The following is an 18,907-nucleotide window of genomic DNA, read 5'->3' on the forward strand; positions in this document are numbered from 1 at the left end:
TGTGATCATCCCCGGGAAGGCGCGCCCACATTCACGCCGCCCTACCAAGGCTCATCCACAGGTTCTGATCATTGCTCGCTGATCAAGGCGAGCAGGATCTCCGCGCGCAGGTGCTGATCCGGCTCGTCGAGTTGACGCGCCAACCGGGCACCGACGTGGCGTTCGATGGCATCGCGCACGATCGCGGTGGCGACGGGACTCGATGCGGACCTCAGCATGATCATGAACGGCTCGGGCGCATCACCAGCGGGTCCGGTTCGCGACACCAGCGCCGCGGTCGTGTCAGCGACGAGATCGTCAGACCGCTCTCCGATGAAAACCGGTGTGGCGAACGCCGTTTCGACCGCCTCGGCGAACAGCCCTTCCTTGGATCCGAAGTACCTGTTGACCAGCATGGCGGTCACGCCGGCATCGTGAGCGATCTGGCGAACTCCGACGCCGTCATAACCGGCGCGAGCGAAATTCTGAATCGCCGAGCGCAGGATGGCTGCACGGGTGGCCGCCGCGTTGCGCGCAGGGGGAGTGGATGTGGCCATGGGGAATCTCCTCCCGTCGATGCCGTCCGGGTACCGCTACTGCAGCGGCGAGCTCGCGATGGGTTGAAGCGTTTGCGTGTGTGTCGTGACGATGAGGGACGCGTCGAAATGCCGATGATCGTCGACGAAGTCAGCGCTCCTGCGGTAAGTCTCGGCGAGAGCGCCGGGATCGCCGCCGGAGTAGCCAACGAGTGCGATCACGCGCGGCTCGCTCGACTCGGGGTCGGTCCACACGCCGTGCACGATGATGCCGTACTTGCGCAGGGTGCGAATGTGGCGAGGCCAGAACGTCGAGACGTAACTCTCCAGGTCGGCGGCGTCAGCCAGTGTGTAGGTTCGCAACTCCACGCAAGAAGTCTACAGGCGTAGATCCGACGGGGTGTCGTTCACGCCGACGGGGCACGGCGGTTGCGCGAGACGCCGCGACGTATCGACCGCCGAAACCGCGTCGTGGGCGCTGGCGGTTGAGGTTCAAATACGCTGTAGGCGCTGATGTCAGGCATGCCGGATGAGCGAGAGGCGCAAGGCCACTTGTCCGATCTCAATATAGTTGGCGGTGCAAACCTGCAAACCGCCAGTTTCACCGAGACCCCCTACCGGAGGTCCGTCGCATTTGAGTTGGCGCTTCCAAATGCTATGTGTCATCGGTGATTCCAAGCGCTGCCAGCAGGTTCGCATGGACGGATTTCAGCAATTCTGTTCCTTCTGTGTTGGCAGTAGCTCGGTTGTTCTCGACAAGCCAGTTGGCGACTGCCACTTTGGACGGGGGCTTCAACCCCTCGCCCTTAAGCCAGTCGGCCATCCACCGCGCAACCGAGTCACCTTCCTCGGCATCTGCCGGAGGAACTTCAGGCAATCGGGCCGCGGAGACTTCCGGATTGCATTCAGGCAGCAGCGCTGAAATGGCGGCCCGATATGAGTCCGCTGTGAGCAGGTTCTCGATGCCAGCAGCGCCGAGATCTGCTATCAGGTGGTCTGGTACACCGGCGTCCGTGAGATTTGTCTTCAACCTCGCGCCGCCGTCGTCACCGTCGACCAGGTAGGCGACTCGGGCAGCCTCGAGATCAAGCTTCGGTAGGAAGTCATTCGGGACCTCGGAGAGGCCTGGCGCTACTTGGTAGGGCAGATCCATTTGGTTAGTAGCTGCGCGAATCAATGTCGGCAAGAGGATCATTTCAGTGGCTCCCTCTGCCAGGACCACGTACCGAGCTGGGGTAAACGCTGCGGCCGCTGCGCCCATCGCTAGCATCAGCGGTGAATAGCCAGCTGCACCCTGCCAGAAGCTATTCCGGACGTCACTCACTTGCATATTGTCTTGACGCGGCACAACCACTCGAATACCCGTGCCGAGATCAGGTGGTAGGCAGGCGGGACTGTGTGTCGTGTAAATGACTTTGACCGCATGTTCCTGCGTGACGAACATGTTTACCAGGTCCGCCTGTGCGTCTATGTGAAGATGGTTCTCCGCCTCGTCAATAAGCAAGATGGGGGAGCGATCGGAACCATGCACCTTCAGGAATGCGATCAGCGCCACGAACATGCGAAGGCCCGCACTACGCTCATCGAAGACAGTTACGTTGTCCCCGTCTTCCATGAGCTCGATCCGCAACTGGTCGCCGTCAAGCTCGAAGTGGACCGCGAGTCTCGATTGCTTCCATGCCTCACCGAAGATCGCATCCATCCGTCTGTTGGCCTGAACGATTGCGGTTCGTCGGCGCGCGACATCTCCGGTGCGAACGAGATGAAGAAGCTCTGTGAGATTGAGCGATGCTGTACCCGCAAGATTCGCCAGTGCAACGGGTGGGCTGCTGGCAAGGGCCTCGTCAAAGGTATATGCGGACTGAATCGACCGATCAGATTCGTCGAACAAGATGAAATCTGGTGTGCGCTGCCATATTCGAGTTCGGACGGCTGCCCCAGGGTCCTCCTGCTCTGACCAAGCAATGATGGCGCCGTACGCCGCGCGGAGCTGTTCTGCGTCGACATCCGCATCCAGCGTCGCACTTTGGAGAGAGCGAGCAAATTCGACCGTGTCGCCGGGGAGGGGGCTACCGGGTTCACCCATCGCGGCATCGAGCGCCGCAATGACGGATAGGAGTTCCTTCCCATAGTCACGGGGATCGTCGGAGTCGGGATCGCCATAGGGCGTGTTCGGATGGATCCAGTTGCCCAGATTGTCGTTCTCTGATGCCGCCTGCAGCTGTTTGAGCGGGTCATGGAGGGGTCTAACTGACTTGAGTGGCCTGGGGGTTAGTCCGACCGTGAGCTTGTCCCCGGAAGCAGACCGTGAGACACGAGCGCGGGTAGGTAGATCCTGCAAGTCGAGGTCGGCAAGCGCCGCGCGATCTTCGTCCTCAACGACATAGTCGAATGACGTGACGTTTGTGTCGTCTGCTACGTCGATGGCGCGAGAACGTTGGAACGCCGGGACGGCCGTTTCACCATCGACATGCGCGAGAGCCTTTAGCAAGGTGGTCTTTCCAGCTTCGTTCGGCCCGACGATCGCGATGACCTTCGCGTCCAGATTGATCTTGGAATCAGCGATACGGCCATAGCCTTGAACGTGAGCTGAAATGAGCCTCACAGTTTCCACGCTCCCGGCACCGCTCGCGCATAGTCGTCGACTCCGATGGCTTCGAAATGCTGTTTAGCGGCCTTGATCTTCGCCAGCTCGGAGGGTCGTAGTTTCGAGTCATCGAGGGTGCTCTTGGTTTCGCGGATCATGTAGATCCGGTCTTGGTCCGCTTCGTGCTTAACGATCGCCCAATCCGGGTTGTACGGTCCGACCGGGGTATCGATCTTGAACTTCGCCGGGAGCTTCATGAACAGCTTGATGTCTTCGCGTGAATCAAGCAGCTCGGCAAACTGGCGCTCGACTTCGGAGTCGAAGACCACGTAGTCGAAGTCAGTCTTCTGAGTGTGCTGCACCTTGTACATCTGATCGAGGAAGCGCTCCTTCTCTTCCAGCCCATCCTTCTGCAGCTCACGAAGCTCGTAGATCGAGCCAGCTATCTTCTCGTACTGGATGCCATCGACGACGATCTTGGCCAGCTCAGCTTGAAGCGAACGCTTGGCCATTGCGATAAAATCATTTGGGTTGCCGATGAATTCGCTGAGCCGACCGCTACCGATCAGGACATCGACGAGGGTCTTACGGGTGAGGGAAGTCGCCTCCTGGAGCTCCGTGATAATGTCGGGCAGGTCGTAGCTACCCTTGAGATCCGCTGAACGCGTGCCGAGTTCCTCGCCTTTTGCGCCGCCTCGAAGCACCTTGACACCGGCTCGGGTGACCTGGATTCGCAGCGCTTCGATAGCAGGAGCAGCCATGATCGCGGCGATCGCGTTCTTGACGATCTTGTCGCGGTTGACACGCACCCGGTAGGTCGTCTTCTGACTAATCGCCTCCCAGAATTCTTCGAATTCCGTTGTTGCATAGAGATGTTTGTTGAGTACGCGCGGTTGACGTTTGCTGATGGGCTTGACGTATTTACCGATGTGTGCGCGTTCGACCAGCTCGATGACGACTCCCTCAGCCCAGGCGACATCGACCGGTAGGTCGAGGCTGAAGCCGAGCTGATTCGGCTGGAACTTCGAGGTGACGGCGCCTTCCTTGTCGATGAAGCCCTTGTCCTTTAGGTGTTCCCATACAAGGAGGGAGCGCTGGTAGCCGAACTGGTCGTCAGTGAGGGCGCCGTTCTCGTCCTGCCACGGGATTTTCGAGAACTCAGCCTTGCGTACCCGGCCGATCTCGACTCCGGCGTCCTTGTACTCCTTCTGGAGGGCGTCTGCGAACTTTGTGTACGACTCGTTCGCCACCACCGTCAACGTCGCAATCCCACGGTCGGCCACCCGCGCATAGCCGTGCTCCGTCTTTGAAACAGGAAGGCGCAAGCCACGCCCAAGCGTTTGACGGCGCTCCGTCTCGGCGCCCATCTCGCGCAATGTGCAGATCTGGAAGACATTTGGGTTGTCCCAGCCCTCACGCAGGGCGGAGTGACTGAAGATGAAGCGCACGGGCTCCTTTTCGTCAAGCAACCGCTCCTTGTCTTGCATGATCAGCTCATAGGCATCGTCGTCTGCTTTCGTCGAGCCAGAAGTGTCCTGGAACTTGTCAGCAGCACCCTTCGCGCCTTTAAGAACGGAGAAGTACCCGCGACGTAACTCTGACGGTTCCTGGGGGAGTAGCTCCTGCCACTGCGGTGACCGTGCTCGTTCCTCAAACAGCAGTTCATCGAACCACTGCACGAATTGTCCGTTCGCATCGACGTTGTTTGCGCCATCGCCGAGGAAGCTCTCGACCTGGTCGATGAAGAAGAGGCTGAGCACCTTAATGCCCTTGGCGCGGAGCATCGAATCCTTGCGCAGGTGCTCGCGGATGGTCTCGCGGATCATCTCCTTATAGATTGCGCCAGTGGATGCGCCGATGCTTTCGCCCTCGTTTAGGAAGCCATGTTTGGTGAGATCGACATAGGCCGGATCGATGCTCATCTCGTTGATTCGCCAGCCCTCATAGATCGAGTTGTCGGTGACGTTCGCGTCCGAAAGCTCCTTATTCTGCTTGACACTCACGACGCGGCGCTCCAGTGAGCCGTCCGCCTTGCGGCAGGACAACTCTAGCCGAGCTGACCAGGACGGCTCGCGCCTCACCTCGACGAGCCTGATATATGGCGCCGCGTCCGTGCCCTGCTGTTCTACCTCGGCGACGACTATTTGCTTCACCAGCCCGAGATCGTGGGCGTCGACCGGGTCGAGCCGATAGACCACATTGCGCTGTTTCTTGTGGGTCGCGCTGTAGCGCAGCGTGAAGGCGGGGGCGAGTTCGCCGACGGCCGATTGCGAAAGCCGCGACTCCATATTCTGCGGCTCGTCCATGATGACGACCGGATGGGTCGCCTTCAGATAGTCGATGGGGCGCAGGCCGTTCAGTTTGTCTCTGTTCTGATGGATGACACGGGTGTTTGCGTTTCCGCGGATCGAGTCGATCGTCATGATCAGAATCTGCACGTTCGTCGACGTCGCGAACGGCTGGACTTCCTCGGCGCTCTTGCCGCTGTAGATCGAAGCATCGAAGGTGATGCCTTGTGGCTTGTAGAGGTTTTCGAAGTGCTTCCGCATAAGCCGGATGCTCGTGCTGACTCCCTCACGGATCGCAACACTGGGTACGAGGATCACGAACTTGGTGAAGTTGTACCTGACGGCCAGATCGAAGATCGTACGCAGATACACGTAGGTTTTGCCGGTACCTGTCTCCATCTCGATGTCGAAGTCGAGTGCGTCGTCATACAGCTTCTGCGCTACCTCAAGACCGTTCCGATCCTGCACGCGTTGGAGATTCGCGAGGATCAGGTCTCGGTCGAGCACTAGGCTGTTACCGACGGCGCCGACCTCCTGAGTGAGGTCGATGTCGAATTCTTCCTGATCCGAACCTGGCTGCACAGCTGCACCGCGCAGCGTTGTGACCAGCCTCTCTCCATCCTTAGGTTGACCATCAAACAGGTCGACGACAGATCTGATCGCAGCCAGCTGATAGGGCTGACTAGCATCGAATTGAAACCCTGACCCGCTCATCACGCTGTCCAGAGCTCAATGCCCTTGCTCTTTGCGAGCTGGAACAAATTGGTCTTGAGTTCGTCGTCGCCGTGGAAGGCGTCTTCTAGAACGATGATCCGGGTCGGGGACTCGTCGACGAGAGCGCGGAGCTGCTTGAGTGTCGGCTTTATGTGCTCGTCCAGGTATGCGAGCAAAGCGACATCGCCATCGCTGTCACGAACAAGCCGTACGTCGAGTCCTCCGACTTCGCCTGCCGAAACGGACTCAGTCAGCGAGTACCCCTGCTTGAGAAGGATCTCAATTAGCAGTTCATCGGCCGTAGCGTCGTCAGTGGCGCTGTCGCGGAGCCCTAGCAGGTGCTCCTGGAGGGCATCTTCCTCGACATCGCTCGACAGCCGCCACTTGGCGAAGTTGGTGTCAGCGAGCTTGAAACTTCGAAACCCAAGATCAAGCTGCTTTCCATGCAACTGCCCGTCGAGGCGCTCCAAAACTCTCGCAATACGCGTCCGTGAGATGTCAGCGATGGTCACCTGACCTGCCTTTGCGGCTTCGCCGGCAGGATCGAGCGGCTCAGGCAGCTGGACTTGGATGAACCTGCGGTCGCCGTTGTCCTCTGCGTTCAGTTCGAGAACGGCCTGGGCAGTGGTGCTTGATCCTGCGAAAAAATCCAGCACGATTGAGTCAGGGCCAGCGCCGAAGCGCACCAGGGACTTGATCAGCGCCAATGGTTTCGGGTAATCGAACCAACTCGCGTCGAGGCCAAGCGCCGCAATGTCCGCGGTTCCCGCGCTCGTCGTGATGTCCATGATCAAGTCCTTGACAGTTGTCGAGTCGACATCGCGCACCTTGGTAGAGATCTTCCAGCCGCCAGTTGCCGGGACGAACTCAAGGTTGTGCGGCTCAGCCGAAATCTTCGACTTACTCCATCGATATGCGTGGTACTTGTTCACCCCGTTGTTGTTCTTCTTCGGCGAGATCTTGTCGAAACCCGCGTGTACGTGATCGTCCGACACGGGTTCAGTTCGGATTGCCCCGTCAGCCGCCCTGTAATAAATGTCGAACACAAGATTCGGTCGCGTGACTTCATTGAATGCCGAGTTGGTGTTGTACAGCTCGTTCTTTGTTACGTATGGACCGTGCTCATCGTGCTTCGTCTCGTACTTGAAGCCCTTATAAATCGAGGGCATGACCTTCTTGAGTTCGTTGGCTGACGCCCGGAACTCGCCCGCCTGATCAGCTGCGCGCGCGAACGCAACAATGTACTCCTTCGTCCCCGCAGCACCGTTCGTGGAGATCTGACGTCCCTTAAGGTTGCTGACCCAGACAAACGTATTCAGCTTGTTGGCTTCTCCGAAAATTTCTTTGCCCAGTTTGGTCAGGTTGTCGATTTCATTGTCATCGATGCTGACGAAGATGACGCCGTCATCGGTCAGCAGGTTCCGCGCGAGCTTCAAGCGTGGATACATCATGTTGAGCCAATTGGAGTGGTAGCGGCCCTCGGTCTCCGCGTTGGTCGAGAGCTTCTTGCCTTCTTCGTTGACCTGCCGCGTCCACTCAAGATAGGTCGCGAGTCCCTCCTTGTAGTTATCCGGGTAGATGAAGTCCTTGCCGGTGTTATACGGGGGATCGATATAAATCATCTTGATCTTCGCGTGGTAGTGCTTCTGCAGAATCTTGAGCACCTCAAGGTTGTCGCCCTCGATGAAGACGTTCTTGGTGTTGTCCCAGTCTTTTGAGTTCTCGAAGTCGGGCTTCAGCGTCGCTGTCGTCGGTTCCTGCGCGGCACGGAGCGCACGCCTTTTACCCGGCCAGAACAGCCCAAAGCGCTCGCTGCTGTCGGCCGCGTCACCGTCTAGCAGCTCCTTGAGTTTCTCGACATCCACCTTGCCGTCGGCGATGGCCTCGGGAATCAGATCGGCAAGCTGCGCCGCCAACTCGGTCTGGAAGTTGGGAGTGGTAGACGGTGTTTCGTAGATCTCGTCAGTCATTCAGGAGATTCACTTTCATGTTTGCAACAATTTGCTTAGGGTGTGCGTACCTATGGTCTATTTGGCTATCCGCCAACGGATCGTGAACAGATGCTCCGTGTCCTGGGTTCCCTGGAGGGATTGCTCGATAAGTTCGAGGTACTTATCGGCCTCGATGCGGAGCTTCTTGCGCGCGTCGCGGAAGTCCTCGTCGGCTTCCTCAGCCCGCTGCTCCCACTTGCGAGCTTCCTTCTTGAGCCGCAGCTGCTCCATCGGGTCGTCGGCCTGACGTGCCAGCCGACGGGCCTCTTTCTCCCTAGCCCGGTAGTCACGGATTGCGCCCTCGTGCTCAGCCTTGCGGTCTTGCTGGTTGCGGTAAAGCAGCTCCTCCTGCTGGTCGTAGTACCGGGAGTTGCGGCCCTGGACTTCCTTCTCCAGCTCGGCCCGGCGTGCGCTCAGGTGCGCCGCAAAGCGGCTCTCGTCGATCACCACGGGCTGTTGCCCGACCGCGATGCAAGTCAGGCTGAGGATGTCCGCGACGTACTCCTCGTCGAGCCAGCGCCCATCGTCGCTCAGTGCGCCAGCGAGCATGTAGGACTCTGAGATGTCTTCGTCGCGTGCCTTCATACGAAAGGTCGTAAGGCTGGCGGTCAGTTCACCGCTGGCGCCCTCAAGCGCCCGCATCGCGCTGCTGACGCGCTCTGATTGACTAAGTGCGAAGGTCAGCTCACATGCCGGGGTTTCGCGAGTCGTTGCACGATTGACAACGTGCTGGGCGAGCGGGCTCGCGTAGCGGTACTGGTGGGCATTGTCGAGCGGCTGTGACTTGAAGAAGTAGCGCCCAGTCGGGGCGTCCTTAACCGGCGACTGATTCAGCACGAAGGTGCGCCCGTCGCCCTCGAAGGTGGCGTGCTCGTCCAGTTCGTGCCGTGTCACCGCGAGCAGGAGGCGCTCGAACTTGTTCAGCACTTCGCCGGACTGAGCGTCGTATGCCTTGAGTCGATCCTGAACGTGGGGGTCGAGGTTGTCGAAGACCTTCGCCTTGGCGCTGGCCATCTCGCGGGAGATCTCGCCCTCGTACTGCGCCTCTAGCTCCTTGAAGGCCGAGTCGAGTTCGTCAGCGCTTCTGCAACGGGTGAGGATGTCGCTGATCGTCTTCTCGAAGTCCAGACCGTCCTCGATCGCGCCGAGCACTTCATCGCTGGCTCCGAACACGCTTGAGAACAGCTGGAACTTGTTGGTCAGCAGCTCCAGGATGCGCTGCTCAGCGATGTTGCCCTTGTTCGAGAAGTTCACCACGACAACGTTGTGCTTCTGCCCGAAGCGGTGCACCCGTCCAATACGCTGCTCGACACGCTGCGGGTTCCAGGGCAGGTCGTAGTTGACGAGCATCGAGCAGAACTGCAGGTTGATGCCCTCAGCTGCCGCCTCAGTCGCGATCATGACCGTTCCGTCGGTACGGAAGAAGTCCACGAGTGCCTTGCGCCCATCCGCGGCGGCGATGCCAGTGATGAGGTCGCTGTCCTTGTTCTTCCTCAGCCACTCCTGGTAGATCACTGTCTGCTCCGGCGCATTGTTCGAGCCGTTGAACAAGACGAGCCCGTCACTCCGGCCGGCCTCGCGCAGCGATCGGGCGATGTACTCCTGTGTCTTGGTTGAGTCGGTGAAGATGATGGCCTTCTCAGGAGCGCCCAGCTCGCGCAGCCTCTCGAAGCCAAGGTCGAGGGCCTCACCGAGCTTGACGGCCTTCTGATTCTCGGTGATCGAACGGGCGAGCGCTGCATACTCGCGCAACTCCGCCACCTCGGCGCGCATCGCCTCCAGCAGCGACTCGTCCAGTGCTATCGACGACGGGCGGGCACTGGTGCCCGTTCCGTCGATTTCCTCAGCCTCTTCCAGTTCCTCGCTCGTCATCTCGTCATCGACGGCGAAGTCCGCAGCCACCAGACCGCCACGCGCGTCGCGGCGTCGCCCGGCGGCAACCTCATCCGCGAGACGGTTGGCGATGTTCTCCAACGTGCTCGCGACGGCGTAGGTCGACGAACCGAGGCGCTTGCGGATGATCAGAGCAGAAAGGTGGCGCTGGCTCCCTGCGAAAGCGAACAACTCGTCGCGCTGCAAGTAGTCGTTAACCAGATCGTACAGGCGCACCTCGTCAGCCGAAGGCGTGAATTCGACGGTCAGCGGCAGCCGCTTGGTGAAGTGGATGTACTTGTCCGCGTCACGCCGCAGCGTGCGCTTCGAAATCGTCGCAACGCGCTCGACGAGGTCGTCATCGCCACCGATTTCGCGGTTCTTAACGTAGCGCTCTCGAAACGCATCGAGCGAGTAGAAGTAGCTAGGGTCGAAAATCGACACCAGCCCATACAGTTCTTCGAGCTTGTTCTGCAGCGGTGTCGCGGTGAGCAGCACAGTCTTGTGGGCGCTTTGCACGATATGCGCCATTGCATCCGCGACCTTGGTCTTGCCCGTCCAGTGGTTCCTAAGACGGTGCGCCTCATCTGCGACCACGAGATCCCAGATCTTTAGCAGAGAGGTCTCGTGCCGCAGCGCGAACTCATAGGAGCAGATCAGCACTTGCGACGAGCGGCCACCCGATTGGTCGAGAAGTGCATCTTTGGATTTAGGGTCGAGGATCGCAGACGGGATCAAGAACTTTTCGTACAGCTCCTGCTGCCACTGCTGCCTCAAGCTCGACGGTGCGACTATCAGGACGCTGCGGCGCCGCTCTGCCCAATACTGCGAGATGACGATGCCGGCCTCGATCGTCTTGCCGAGGCCAACCTCGTCGGCGAGTATCACACCTGGCAGGAATGGTGTCTGCAATGCGAACAGGGCGGCGTCGATCTGGTGCGGCTTCGGCTCCACCTGGGCGTCGAACAGCAGGCCGGCGAGCTTGCCGACGTGATCGTTCGCATAGCTGCGCTGCAGCTCGTGAGCGTAATACTTGGCTTGATGGTCGGTGAGCTGGGAGGTCATCGACCCGCCTCGGTGCGAGCCGTCACCGGCAGACACCCACACAGGGGACTGGGCCCTGCAAGAAAGCAGACACTGTCCCGCGCGATCGATTCGCCGGGATGGTCGAACTGAAGGAGCCTCATATTCGGTCCTCGACGGGCTCCGCGATAAAACGCAAGATGTTGTAGTAGGTGTCGCGCATCGGCACTCCGTAGACCCGGGCGTCTCGCCGACGCGCAGTGAGATGGGTGATGGCCGTCCAGACTCTGCTGGTTGCTCGCCATGTGTCCGCATCCTCACGCTCGGGGATGATCGTCTCCACCGCTTTCCGGACCAAGCCACTCCGCCGGGAAGAATCAGTGTCCGGGTCGGTTGCCGCACCTAGGAATCCAGGGGAACACAGCAGTCGCGCGATCTTGACCTGCTCGGGGTACGTAAGCGGGGCGGAGTCCTGAATACCGTATTCGTTTCTGCGGCGGTCGATCTCGCTGGCGCCGATGATCGCTGGGCTGGCGCACTCCCGACCGATCAGGATGGGAAGCGAATCGTGCAGCACGTCGCGTACAGCAAGATGGCGACGGAAATGCCTCTCTGCCGCAAGGGCCGGATAGTAGTCATGGATGTCTATCTGCGGAGAGCCGATCCAACGGCGGTGCCGCACGCACACAAGGCCGATGGCGGTGAGTGTTCCTCGTGCGTGTTCGCCGTTGGTGCAACGCTCACAGAGTGTCCGCTCAGTGACCTCCTGGTCGAGAACATGTGCGGGCGTGCTGAATGCATCGGATGTTAGGTCACCCAGATCACGCCAGGCCTGCAGGCGATCGGGACTGAGCCGGCTCTTTGATTTGAGAGTGCCGCGTTCAAATAGGGCCCGGTCGACATCCGAAGGTAAGCAGAAGTTCCTTGCAGCGTGTCGTCGCGCGTAGGAGTCGATACTTTCGCCGTGGTAGAGCCGTGTGCGAACTGGCAGAGGTGTGAGTCTCATTCTGCCCTCCTGAGCGGCATCGGGACCCCCGTGTCTCTCGCAACGGTTCGCGCGGCCGCCTCTTCCGCTGCGAAATCGGTGGACGTCATGTCAAGCAACTTCCTGCTGACCAGCTCGTCACCGTTCAGAATCGCCGCAATCGCTGCGTCATTGAGGAGGGCTCGGAGCGAACCAATGGAGCCACCCGTGCGGTCATAGAGATAAGTCGCTTCCTGCTCAAGGGATCCAGCAGAGTGCCGACCGAGAGGTAAGAGTGCCTCGATGCCCAGGACGAGCTCGGCCCACTTATCGCGTTGCGCTTTTGTTCCGTACCCGTATTTCCGCATCTGATGGACAGCCATCCGCCCCTTGAGCTGGCGGCCCATGTGCCCGGCGAACAGGTCGGCCTGTAGCAGGTCGATGCCTGCGTAGATAAACGTCGCATCAAGTCGTTCCGAGAACACTTTCAGCGCCGATGCTGCCTCGCTGCCTGCCTGATGATTGGTCTTGAGGTTGTGCACCTCGTCGACTAGGACAAGGGAGACCGAGAGGCTACGCATGACACCAACGATCTGTTCGGTCAGATCCTGTGCGGTCGACTTTCTGGGTACGAGCAGGCCGAGGAAGTTCGCGAACGCCAGCATCATCATCTTCGGGGTGGTTCCCGGTGGTACGACGGTGTACACGACTGGGGCGAAGCCGTCGTCGTAGCGGTCGAACTTGGCCCGCATCGTCCGCTCATGGCGGCGACCGATCAATAGAGCAGCAGTGGACTTGCCGCGGCCAGCAGATCCTGAGATCGCAAGGCCTCGGCGCGCGGTCGCCGAGGCGGCAGAGTTCCGCGCCATCAGTACACGAGTCTGGTGCGTAAGCGCTTCCGTGTCAGGCGTTTCCAGCACCACATCTGCGCCCAACCAGGCGAAACGCTGCTGGTCGTAGTCGTCCTTTGCGGTAGGGGAGAGGGCCTTGATCTCTTTCAGAGTGAGGTGTTCAGGTTCCAGGTTCCGGCGATTGACGAAGTCCCGCCACGCCTCTAGTGAGTCCGGTACGGCCACGACTACTCCCCGTCCTCGTCGTCGATGCGTCGGGCGGCCCGGCGTGGTTTGGCCGAACTGCTCTCGTTGACCGCAGCGGCACTCGCGGTGGGGTGCTCGTCGATGGCCTCCACGGTGCCTGGGTCGGGCACCACCGACAGCGGTACCACGGGCTTGTTGACGCTGTCGCGTTTGGCAGCACGCTGTTCTTTGACCGTGCGGGCCCCGCCGGCTTGGATGCGGTTGATCTCGGATAGCAGATCGAACCCTGTGACATTGTCGTTGCGGCTCCGCATGGCTTGGCGGGCGGCGCGAAGCACGTCGAGAGAGAACGGAGCCAGGGTCTGTTTGGCCAGCGTCCATTCGGCTTCTATCCACACGCCGCGGAAGTGGTCGCGCACGAAAATCGACTGCAATCGGTAGGGGTCGTACCGGACTTCCCATCCATCGTTGGCAGGCAACGGAAGACCGCTCTTGACGCCGCGATAGGGATGGAGTGCGGGACTGTCGTAGTGCAGGCTTTCGAAATTGATGCCATAACCCTGAATCGTCCGGTACGCCACCGGCAACAAGCCGATGTAGTCATCGCGTTCAAGCGCGACGTTGACTGTTGGCGCTACAGAGACCAGCGCCGCATACGCTTCATTCGGCGTGAGGTCCTTCTTCGGCATCGCAGGGTGGCGTAGACCTGGGTGCGGCTTGTTCTGCCAGACGCCGACAATCCAGAGATCGAGCAGATTCTGCACTTCCGCCAGCGTCCACACCGCTTCGTCCTCTGGCGATTCTCCGCGTTTGATGACGTTGGGGCCAACGTAGCCTGAAAGATACTGTGTGAAGCCACTATTGATTGCGGCGAACACCCGCTCAACGTGAGGCTTGTCTGTGGGCGTACGAGGGGATGCCTTGGTCACGCTGATTTGGAGGCGCTCACATGCGTTGAGAAAGGTCGAACCGACGTAGACCTTGCCGCGATCTACGGTGATCGACTCTGGGACGATCAGCGGCTTGGCGGCGATGCTGGCCCGTATCTCTTCGTCGCCCTGAATCATGCCGGCCGGAAGGATCGACCGCGAGAAGGCGACCGATGAACTCCAGCCGGGTTGCATTGGCAGGGGAGTCAGCGCCCTCGCGAGAACGACCGCTGCATCGACGCTCTTGGAGGCAATGGGTCTAAGGATCGCCGCACACGGGGTCCGTGTCGCCACATCGAGCGCCACCGTCAGGTCAACACGACCGGTAGATCCGTCCGGGTACACGACCATGAGATCGAGCGGCGTGCTATCGATTTCGACGAGTTCGCCAGGCCGGGAGGGAGCCTGGCGACCCCAGGTTCTATCGGGGCGATTGGCTTGTGTGCGCCGCGTTGTTGCGTTCCCGAACGGATGGGCGGCCTTCTGCAGGTTGTCGAGCGCCCGGTACATGGTGGCGCGGGAGGGGACAGGGACACCAAGCTGCGCCGCTTCACGGCTTACCTGATTGATAACCCGCGATCGGGTTCCGGTCGAGATCTTTGTCTGAGCCTTGATCGCACTTTCCATCAGTGACACAAGGGCGGGGTCAACCCGGCCAGTGGGAGATGCCTGTCGCTGCATGCGACCATCGACCAGGCCGGCAAGACCATCCGTCCGGTAGGCTTTGATGTAGCGCTCCAGGCTTCGGTAACCGACTGGAGTTCCGGCAGCGACCAACTCGACCACCTTGGCGTTGACCCGTTCCTTAAGTGGAAGGCCCGGGTCGTACTGCGGACGTGGCGGCGGCGCGGTGCCTTCATCGGGAGTGTCCAGGTCGACCGGGATTGTTCCGGTCAGGACTTCGACTACGTGCCGCCGAAGGAACAGCACGCGTTCCTTTGCCGCCGAATCGAGCATCTCGAGGATTGCGGCAGAATCAAGTCGCGGCAACCGATCTGGAGTATCCGGAAGGTAACTATCGTCGCCAAGGAGGTCGGCGACGCCCACTTTGCGAATCCTGCCTGACATAAGATCCTTCAGCGCAAGCACCGGTCCGTCTTGAGCAACAACCTGCCACGACTGTCCGTCGTATTGCAGATAGTCGAACAACCGGACGGACCTCACGCCCAAACCTCACTGGCATTCGTCAGCGGTCGGTGGAGGTCGACGTTCAGTCGGCGACTCCAGATCAGATGCAGGAGATTGGCGGCGGCGATCTCTGCACTGAGGCCAGATTGAGATTGCACCCGTGAAAGAGCTTCGCCAAAGGGGACCGGGGCGCCGAAGCAGCCGAGGATCACCTCGACCATGGCAGGGTGCGGAGCGCTGCGATCGTGGCGATATCCAGCGAGCCAGCGGAGATTGGCCGACACCTCCGGGGCAAGTCCAGTGAACACCTCGTACTGCCAGCCGACCTGATCGCAAACGCTCCGGGTCAGTGCGAACTGCTCAGCGTTCTTCTCGACACGTTCGGAGGACCGTACGTCCACCAGTCGGCCGTCGCCGCTGACCAGTCGGACGAAGAAATCGGGGACGTGGTTTCGATGTCCTGATATCGATCGTGGCCATAACATGGCCAGCGGCTGGGCCGCGATCGCGACGATGTCGTCGGCGGTGTCCGCGGCCAGCAGGTACTCGCGCTCAAGCAGCGACTCGAAGTCGACATGGCGGCGGTTTGTACTCGACCAATACAGTCCTTCGTAGTTTCGCTTGCCCGGCCAGGAGAAGAACTCGCGAATGGGAGTGGCACGTTCTAGAGGTACTGATTCGGCCTCCGGAAACAAAGGGACATCCTGGACAACACCATCGACGCAGGCCAACATCCGCGTCACGTCGGTGACGTTCCGCGGCAGTGAGCGCAGGCGTGGAGCTGCCATTTCGACCCCCTTCAAACCACCTGCTGCGGACGGTACCCCTGGGGTCTGACAGTAACCGCCAGTTCTGTTGAGAAGCGGGCAACACTCCGCAGTCCGCCAGATATTTTGCAAATACCGCCAGATATAACGAGACAGTACACCACTGCGAGTGTTTCGCGAGACATGGGTCGGTCCGAAGTAACTGACATAATGTCGATTATCGGCGTTTTGATATCGGCTGGTCGGTAGGAACCGGTCAGACGCCAGCCTCGTAGCTCCACCTCGTGCCATGTCATCGGTCGACTCCCGGTCGCCCCGACGCGAGTCTCAGCGTGCACACTTCACAGGGCGCCGGCAGAACCCTGGCGGCAGACACGACTCCACGTCTGGCCACACAACTGGCCCGGAGCGTCGGTGCCTCGATTGCGCGTCGGACCGGCCGTTGTACCGCCAACGCGGCAGCCCCGACCGCGCTCGAGGGTGGGCCGCTCCGACGGGACCAATTTGTCACAGTGACGTTTTAACCACGCCTCACACAGTGTGCGAATATCGCTGCAGCGCGTGACTTTTCGATCTGGAGTGGCGGTCGGCCACGCAACCTCGCGTTGTGAGCCTGAATGGGTCGAGCGCCGCCCGAGGATCGACATGCCGACAGGGTGGCCCCGACCGCCCCCACTCTGTAGTGCGGGTTCGGCCCATGGCTATTCGTCACTGTGACGAATAGCCATGGGCCGCAATGGGGTTGGTCATTAGCAGACGAGGCCGCTGCCACCGCCCGACGACAAGCTCGACCAGATGGAGCGTCCGGCATCAGCGGCGCGGCGTCAATGGCACCCTTTTAATCCCGACAATCTGCGCGACGCGTGAGCGTTGAGGCAACGGTATACCGACGCGCACCGCAGCACCTGACTTACACTGCTGTCAATTATGCGGGAGGGTCGCCTATGAAAGTCCGGGTAGTCGCCAGCGTGGCGGTCATCGTCGCCCTGTACCTCACGACAATCGCGCTGTACGCGAGGACCGGCCTCGGACACCCGAGCCAAATCAGCGAGCCGATACCGACAGCCGATGGCACCACCGTCACCATCGACCTGAACGAGGTCCATTCGGTCAAAGGCGACATGGTGGCCAACGTGACCGTCGTGCCCGGTCCAGCGCTGCTGGACCCGCAAACGCACAGTCTTACCGAAGACCTCAGTGTCGCAGTGCAATCCGCAGTGACACCGACCCGCCGCACATGGACGAAAGGCATGGTGCCCGACGTCTTTCCCGTCGCGCTGATCCTGTCCGGCGACCCTGGCAGCTATCCATTCGACCATTACCGCTCGGGCCCGATCACCGTCGAACTGTTCCGGGGTGCGTCACACGTACCGATACGAGTGACGCCCGCGTTCTTCGATCGGGTGCCCGGATGGATGTTCCACATTCCGGCCGGCAGCAACGACGCCGCACCGGGTGTCTACCGGGTCAAGGCGCAGCGCTCCCCCAGCACAGCCGCATTCGCCGCAGTCCTCGTCGGCGCGCTCGTCACGATTGCCGTACTAGGAGCGGTGGTCGCCGTACAGACCGCACGCAACCGCCGCAAGTTTCAGCCGCCCATGACGACATGGTTTGCCGCAATGCTTTTCGCAGTGGTGCCGCTGCGCAACGCGCTACCCGATGCTCCACCCATCGGGACGTGGATCGACGTGTCCGTAGTGCTCTGGGTGATCGTGACACTGGTGGCCTCGATGAGCTTGTACATCACGTGCTGGTGGCGCCACCTCAGGCCCGAATAGAACGGCCGCCGGCGGACCCTCCTAGCGCGTGTCCAGTTCCTTCAGGAAGTCGTCGATCGCCGGCCACGTCTCGGTGACACCGGCCGACAATGCGACCAAGCCGAGATGGCTGGCTTCCACAGTGGCGAACCGAACATCGGCCGACTTCAGCATGGTCACCCCGTTGTGCACGCATTCCCACGGCGCGATGGCGTCCCGGTGGCTGCCGAACAGTTGGATCGGCAGTGTCAATGACGTCAGGTCAAGGGTCCGGCCCGCAACATTGACGACGCCGGTGGCGATCTCGTCGTGGTAGATCAGCCGGCCCCACATCTGAGATACGGCGCGCCCCGGATATCCCGGAAACGCGTCCTGGAAGCGGTCGATCACTTCGGCTCTGGCCAAGGCTTTGGTGTTGCCCAGGTTGTTGAGGACGAACCACGGTCGTTTGAGTTCACGATCCCAGGACGTCGCGCGGTAAGCGGCCTGGACCACCGGGGCGGGCACCCCGCCCATGGCGCGCAGGACAGTGGTGACCGCATAGCCGTTGGTGGGCTTGGTGATTCGTCGGACTTCCGGATAGCCGGGGATCCGGCCGTAATCCAGCGGCGTGCCGATGCCGGTGATCGAACGGATGGGCAGGTCCTTGTTGGCAGCCGCAGTCAACAGGCTGAGCGTGCCGCCGAGGCTCCAACCGATCAGGTCGAGTTCCTCGGCCCCGGAATCGATGAGCACCCGCTCGATGGCTTCCGGCAGGATGTCTGCGAAGAAGGCCTCCAAACCGAGATGCCGGTCAGCCCAGCCGATTTCGCCGTAGTCGACCACGTACGGGGTACGGCCCTGTTCCAGTAGGTGCGCCACCAGTGATTGACCCGGCGACAAGTCGTAGCAGGTCGCCGAAGCGGCCAGTGGCGGTACCAGCAGAACCGGCACCAGTGCGGACTCGCGCCCGTCCGAATGGCCGTAGCGCCGCAGTTGGCGGTGCGGTTCATCGAACAGCACCGCGTGCTCGGTCGGTTCCGGTGGGCACACGCCATCGCCGAGGGTGATGGCGAACAGGTTGCGTGCCGAGGTCGCAAGCGAGGGCATGGTCGGGCAGTCTATCTTCTTCTACCCCGCACAGAATGGTTGGGAATAGGACGCATTCGTCACAGTGACGAATAATGCAGGGGTGCAGCGCGTTCCAATCTTCGTGATTCCAAAGCGTTCTCGGCGAGCCCGCCGCCAGTCGGCGTCCTGATGCCATCTCGTCATCTGGTGTCCGTTCTCATTGATTCTGGGGCATTCTCATTGAATCTGGGGTAAGTGCGTGTCTTTCTCATTGAATCTGGGGCA

At 60.6% G+C, this 18,907-nt stretch carries 12 protein-coding genes; 1 reads left to right on the forward strand and 11 read right to left on the reverse strand.

Going from position 1 to position 18,907, the window contains the following annotated elements:
- Window positions 1-68: 68 nt before the first annotated feature.
- The 10 genes from ACJH6I_RS30500 to ACJH6I_RS30545 all read right to left on the reverse strand — a co-directional run bounded on the left by ACJH6I_RS30500 (window position 69) and on the right by ACJH6I_RS30545 (window position 15,836).
- Entirely contained in the window at window positions 69-536 is a 468-nt protein-coding gene (locus tag ACJH6I_RS30500) for a TetR/AcrR family transcriptional regulator (RefSeq protein WP_406785118.1), read from the reverse strand.
- 36 nt (window positions 537-572) lie between these two features.
- Window positions 573-884, reverse strand: coding sequence for a hypothetical protein (locus ACJH6I_RS30505; protein WP_406785119.1), 312 nt, complete (start codon window positions 882-884; stop codon window positions 573-575).
- Window positions 885-1,170: 286 nt separating this feature from the next.
- On the reverse strand, window positions 1,171-3,120 hold the full coding sequence (locus ACJH6I_RS30510; protein ID WP_406785120.1) for an AAA family ATPase: 1,950 nt from the start codon (window positions 3,118-3,120) through the stop codon (window positions 1,171-1,173).
- A complete protein-coding gene (locus ACJH6I_RS30515; protein ID WP_406785121.1) occupies window positions 3,117-6,104 on the reverse strand; it encodes a DEAD/DEAH box helicase family protein in 2,988 nt (995 codons plus the stop codon). The genes ACJH6I_RS30510 and ACJH6I_RS30515 overlap by 4 nt, the downstream gene beginning before the upstream one ends.
- Window positions 6,104-8,074, reverse strand: a complete 1,971-nt coding sequence (locus ACJH6I_RS30520) for a site-specific DNA-methyltransferase (RefSeq protein WP_406785122.1) — start codon at window positions 8,072-8,074, stop codon at window positions 6,104-6,106. Before ACJH6I_RS30520 ends, ACJH6I_RS30515 begins: the two co-directional genes overlap by 1 nt.
- Window positions 8,075-8,131: 57 nt before the next feature.
- Complete coding sequence (locus ACJH6I_RS30525) at window positions 8,132-11,032, reverse strand: SNF2-related protein (RefSeq protein WP_406785123.1); 2,901 nt, start codon at window positions 11,030-11,032, stop codon at window positions 8,132-8,134.
- Between the two features lie 118 nt (window positions 11,033-11,150).
- Window positions 11,151-11,996 carry a hypothetical protein gene (locus ACJH6I_RS30530; protein ID WP_406785124.1) on the reverse strand — a complete coding sequence of 282 codons (846 nt, stop codon included), beginning with the start codon at window positions 11,994-11,996 and terminating at the stop codon, window positions 11,151-11,153.
- Window positions 11,993-13,030, reverse strand: coding sequence for an ATP-binding protein (locus ACJH6I_RS30535; protein WP_406785125.1), 1,038 nt, complete (start codon window positions 13,028-13,030; stop codon window positions 11,993-11,995). The genes ACJH6I_RS30530 and ACJH6I_RS30535 overlap by 4 nt, the downstream gene beginning before the upstream one ends.
- 2 nt (window positions 13,031-13,032) lie before the next feature.
- Entirely contained in the window at window positions 13,033-15,069 is a 2,037-nt protein-coding gene (locus tag ACJH6I_RS30540; protein WP_406785126.1) for a Mu transposase C-terminal domain-containing protein, read from the reverse strand.
- 11 nt (window positions 15,070-15,080) lie between these two features.
- Complete coding sequence (locus ACJH6I_RS30545; protein ID WP_406785127.1) at window positions 15,081-15,836, reverse strand: TnsA-like heteromeric transposase endonuclease subunit; 756 nt, start codon at window positions 15,834-15,836, stop codon at window positions 15,081-15,083.
- 923 nt (window positions 15,837-16,759) lie between these two features.
- Here ACJH6I_RS30545 and ACJH6I_RS30550 point away from each other — a divergent pair.
- Window positions 16,760-17,593, forward strand: coding sequence for a DUF4436 domain-containing protein (locus ACJH6I_RS30550; RefSeq protein WP_406785128.1), 834 nt, complete (start codon window positions 16,760-16,762; stop codon window positions 17,591-17,593).
- Between the two features lie 21 nt (window positions 17,594-17,614).
- Here ACJH6I_RS30550 and ACJH6I_RS30555 read toward each other — a convergent pair whose 3' ends face one another.
- On the reverse strand, window positions 17,615-18,661 hold the full coding sequence (locus tag ACJH6I_RS30555) for an alpha/beta fold hydrolase (RefSeq protein WP_061001266.1): 1,047 nt from the start codon (window positions 18,659-18,661) through the stop codon (window positions 17,615-17,617).
- Window positions 18,662-18,907 lie beyond the last annotated feature (246 nt).

The sequence above is a fragment of the Mycobacterium sp. SMC-13 genome, assembly GCF_045311035.1.
Taxonomy (GTDB): domain Bacteria; phylum Actinomycetota; class Actinomycetes; order Mycobacteriales; family Mycobacteriaceae; genus Mycobacterium.

Excerpts from the sequence above, each read along its gene's own strand:
- ACJH6I_RS30520 (WP_406785122.1), bottom strand. The coding sequence starts at position 8,074 with ATGACTGACGAGATCTACGAAACACCGTCTACCACTCCCAACTTCCAG.
- ACJH6I_RS30515 (WP_406785121.1), bottom strand. The coding sequence starts at position 6,104 with ATGAGCGGGTCAGGGTTTCAATTCGATGCTAGTCAGCCCTATCAGCTG.
- ACJH6I_RS30555 (WP_061001266.1), bottom strand. The coding sequence starts at position 18,661 with ATGCCCTCGCTTGCGACCTCGGCACGCAACCTGTTCGCCATCACCCTC.
- ACJH6I_RS30550 (WP_406785128.1), top strand. The coding sequence starts at position 16,760 with ATGAAAGTCCGGGTAGTCGCCAGCGTGGCGGTCATCGTCGCCCTGTAC.
- ACJH6I_RS30545 (WP_406785127.1), bottom strand. The coding sequence starts at position 15,836 with ATGGCAGCTCCACGCCTGCGCTCACTGCCGCGGAACGTCACCGACGTG.
- ACJH6I_RS30525 (WP_406785123.1), bottom strand. The coding sequence starts at position 11,032 with ATGACCTCCCAGCTCACCGACCATCAAGCCAAGTATTACGCTCACGAG.
- ACJH6I_RS30500 (WP_406785118.1), bottom strand. The coding sequence starts at position 536 with ATGGCCACATCCACTCCCCCTGCGCGCAACGCGGCGGCCACCCGTGCA.
- ACJH6I_RS30530 (WP_406785124.1), bottom strand. The coding sequence starts at position 11,996 with ATGAGACTCACACCTCTGCCAGTTCGCACACGGCTCTACCACGGCGAA.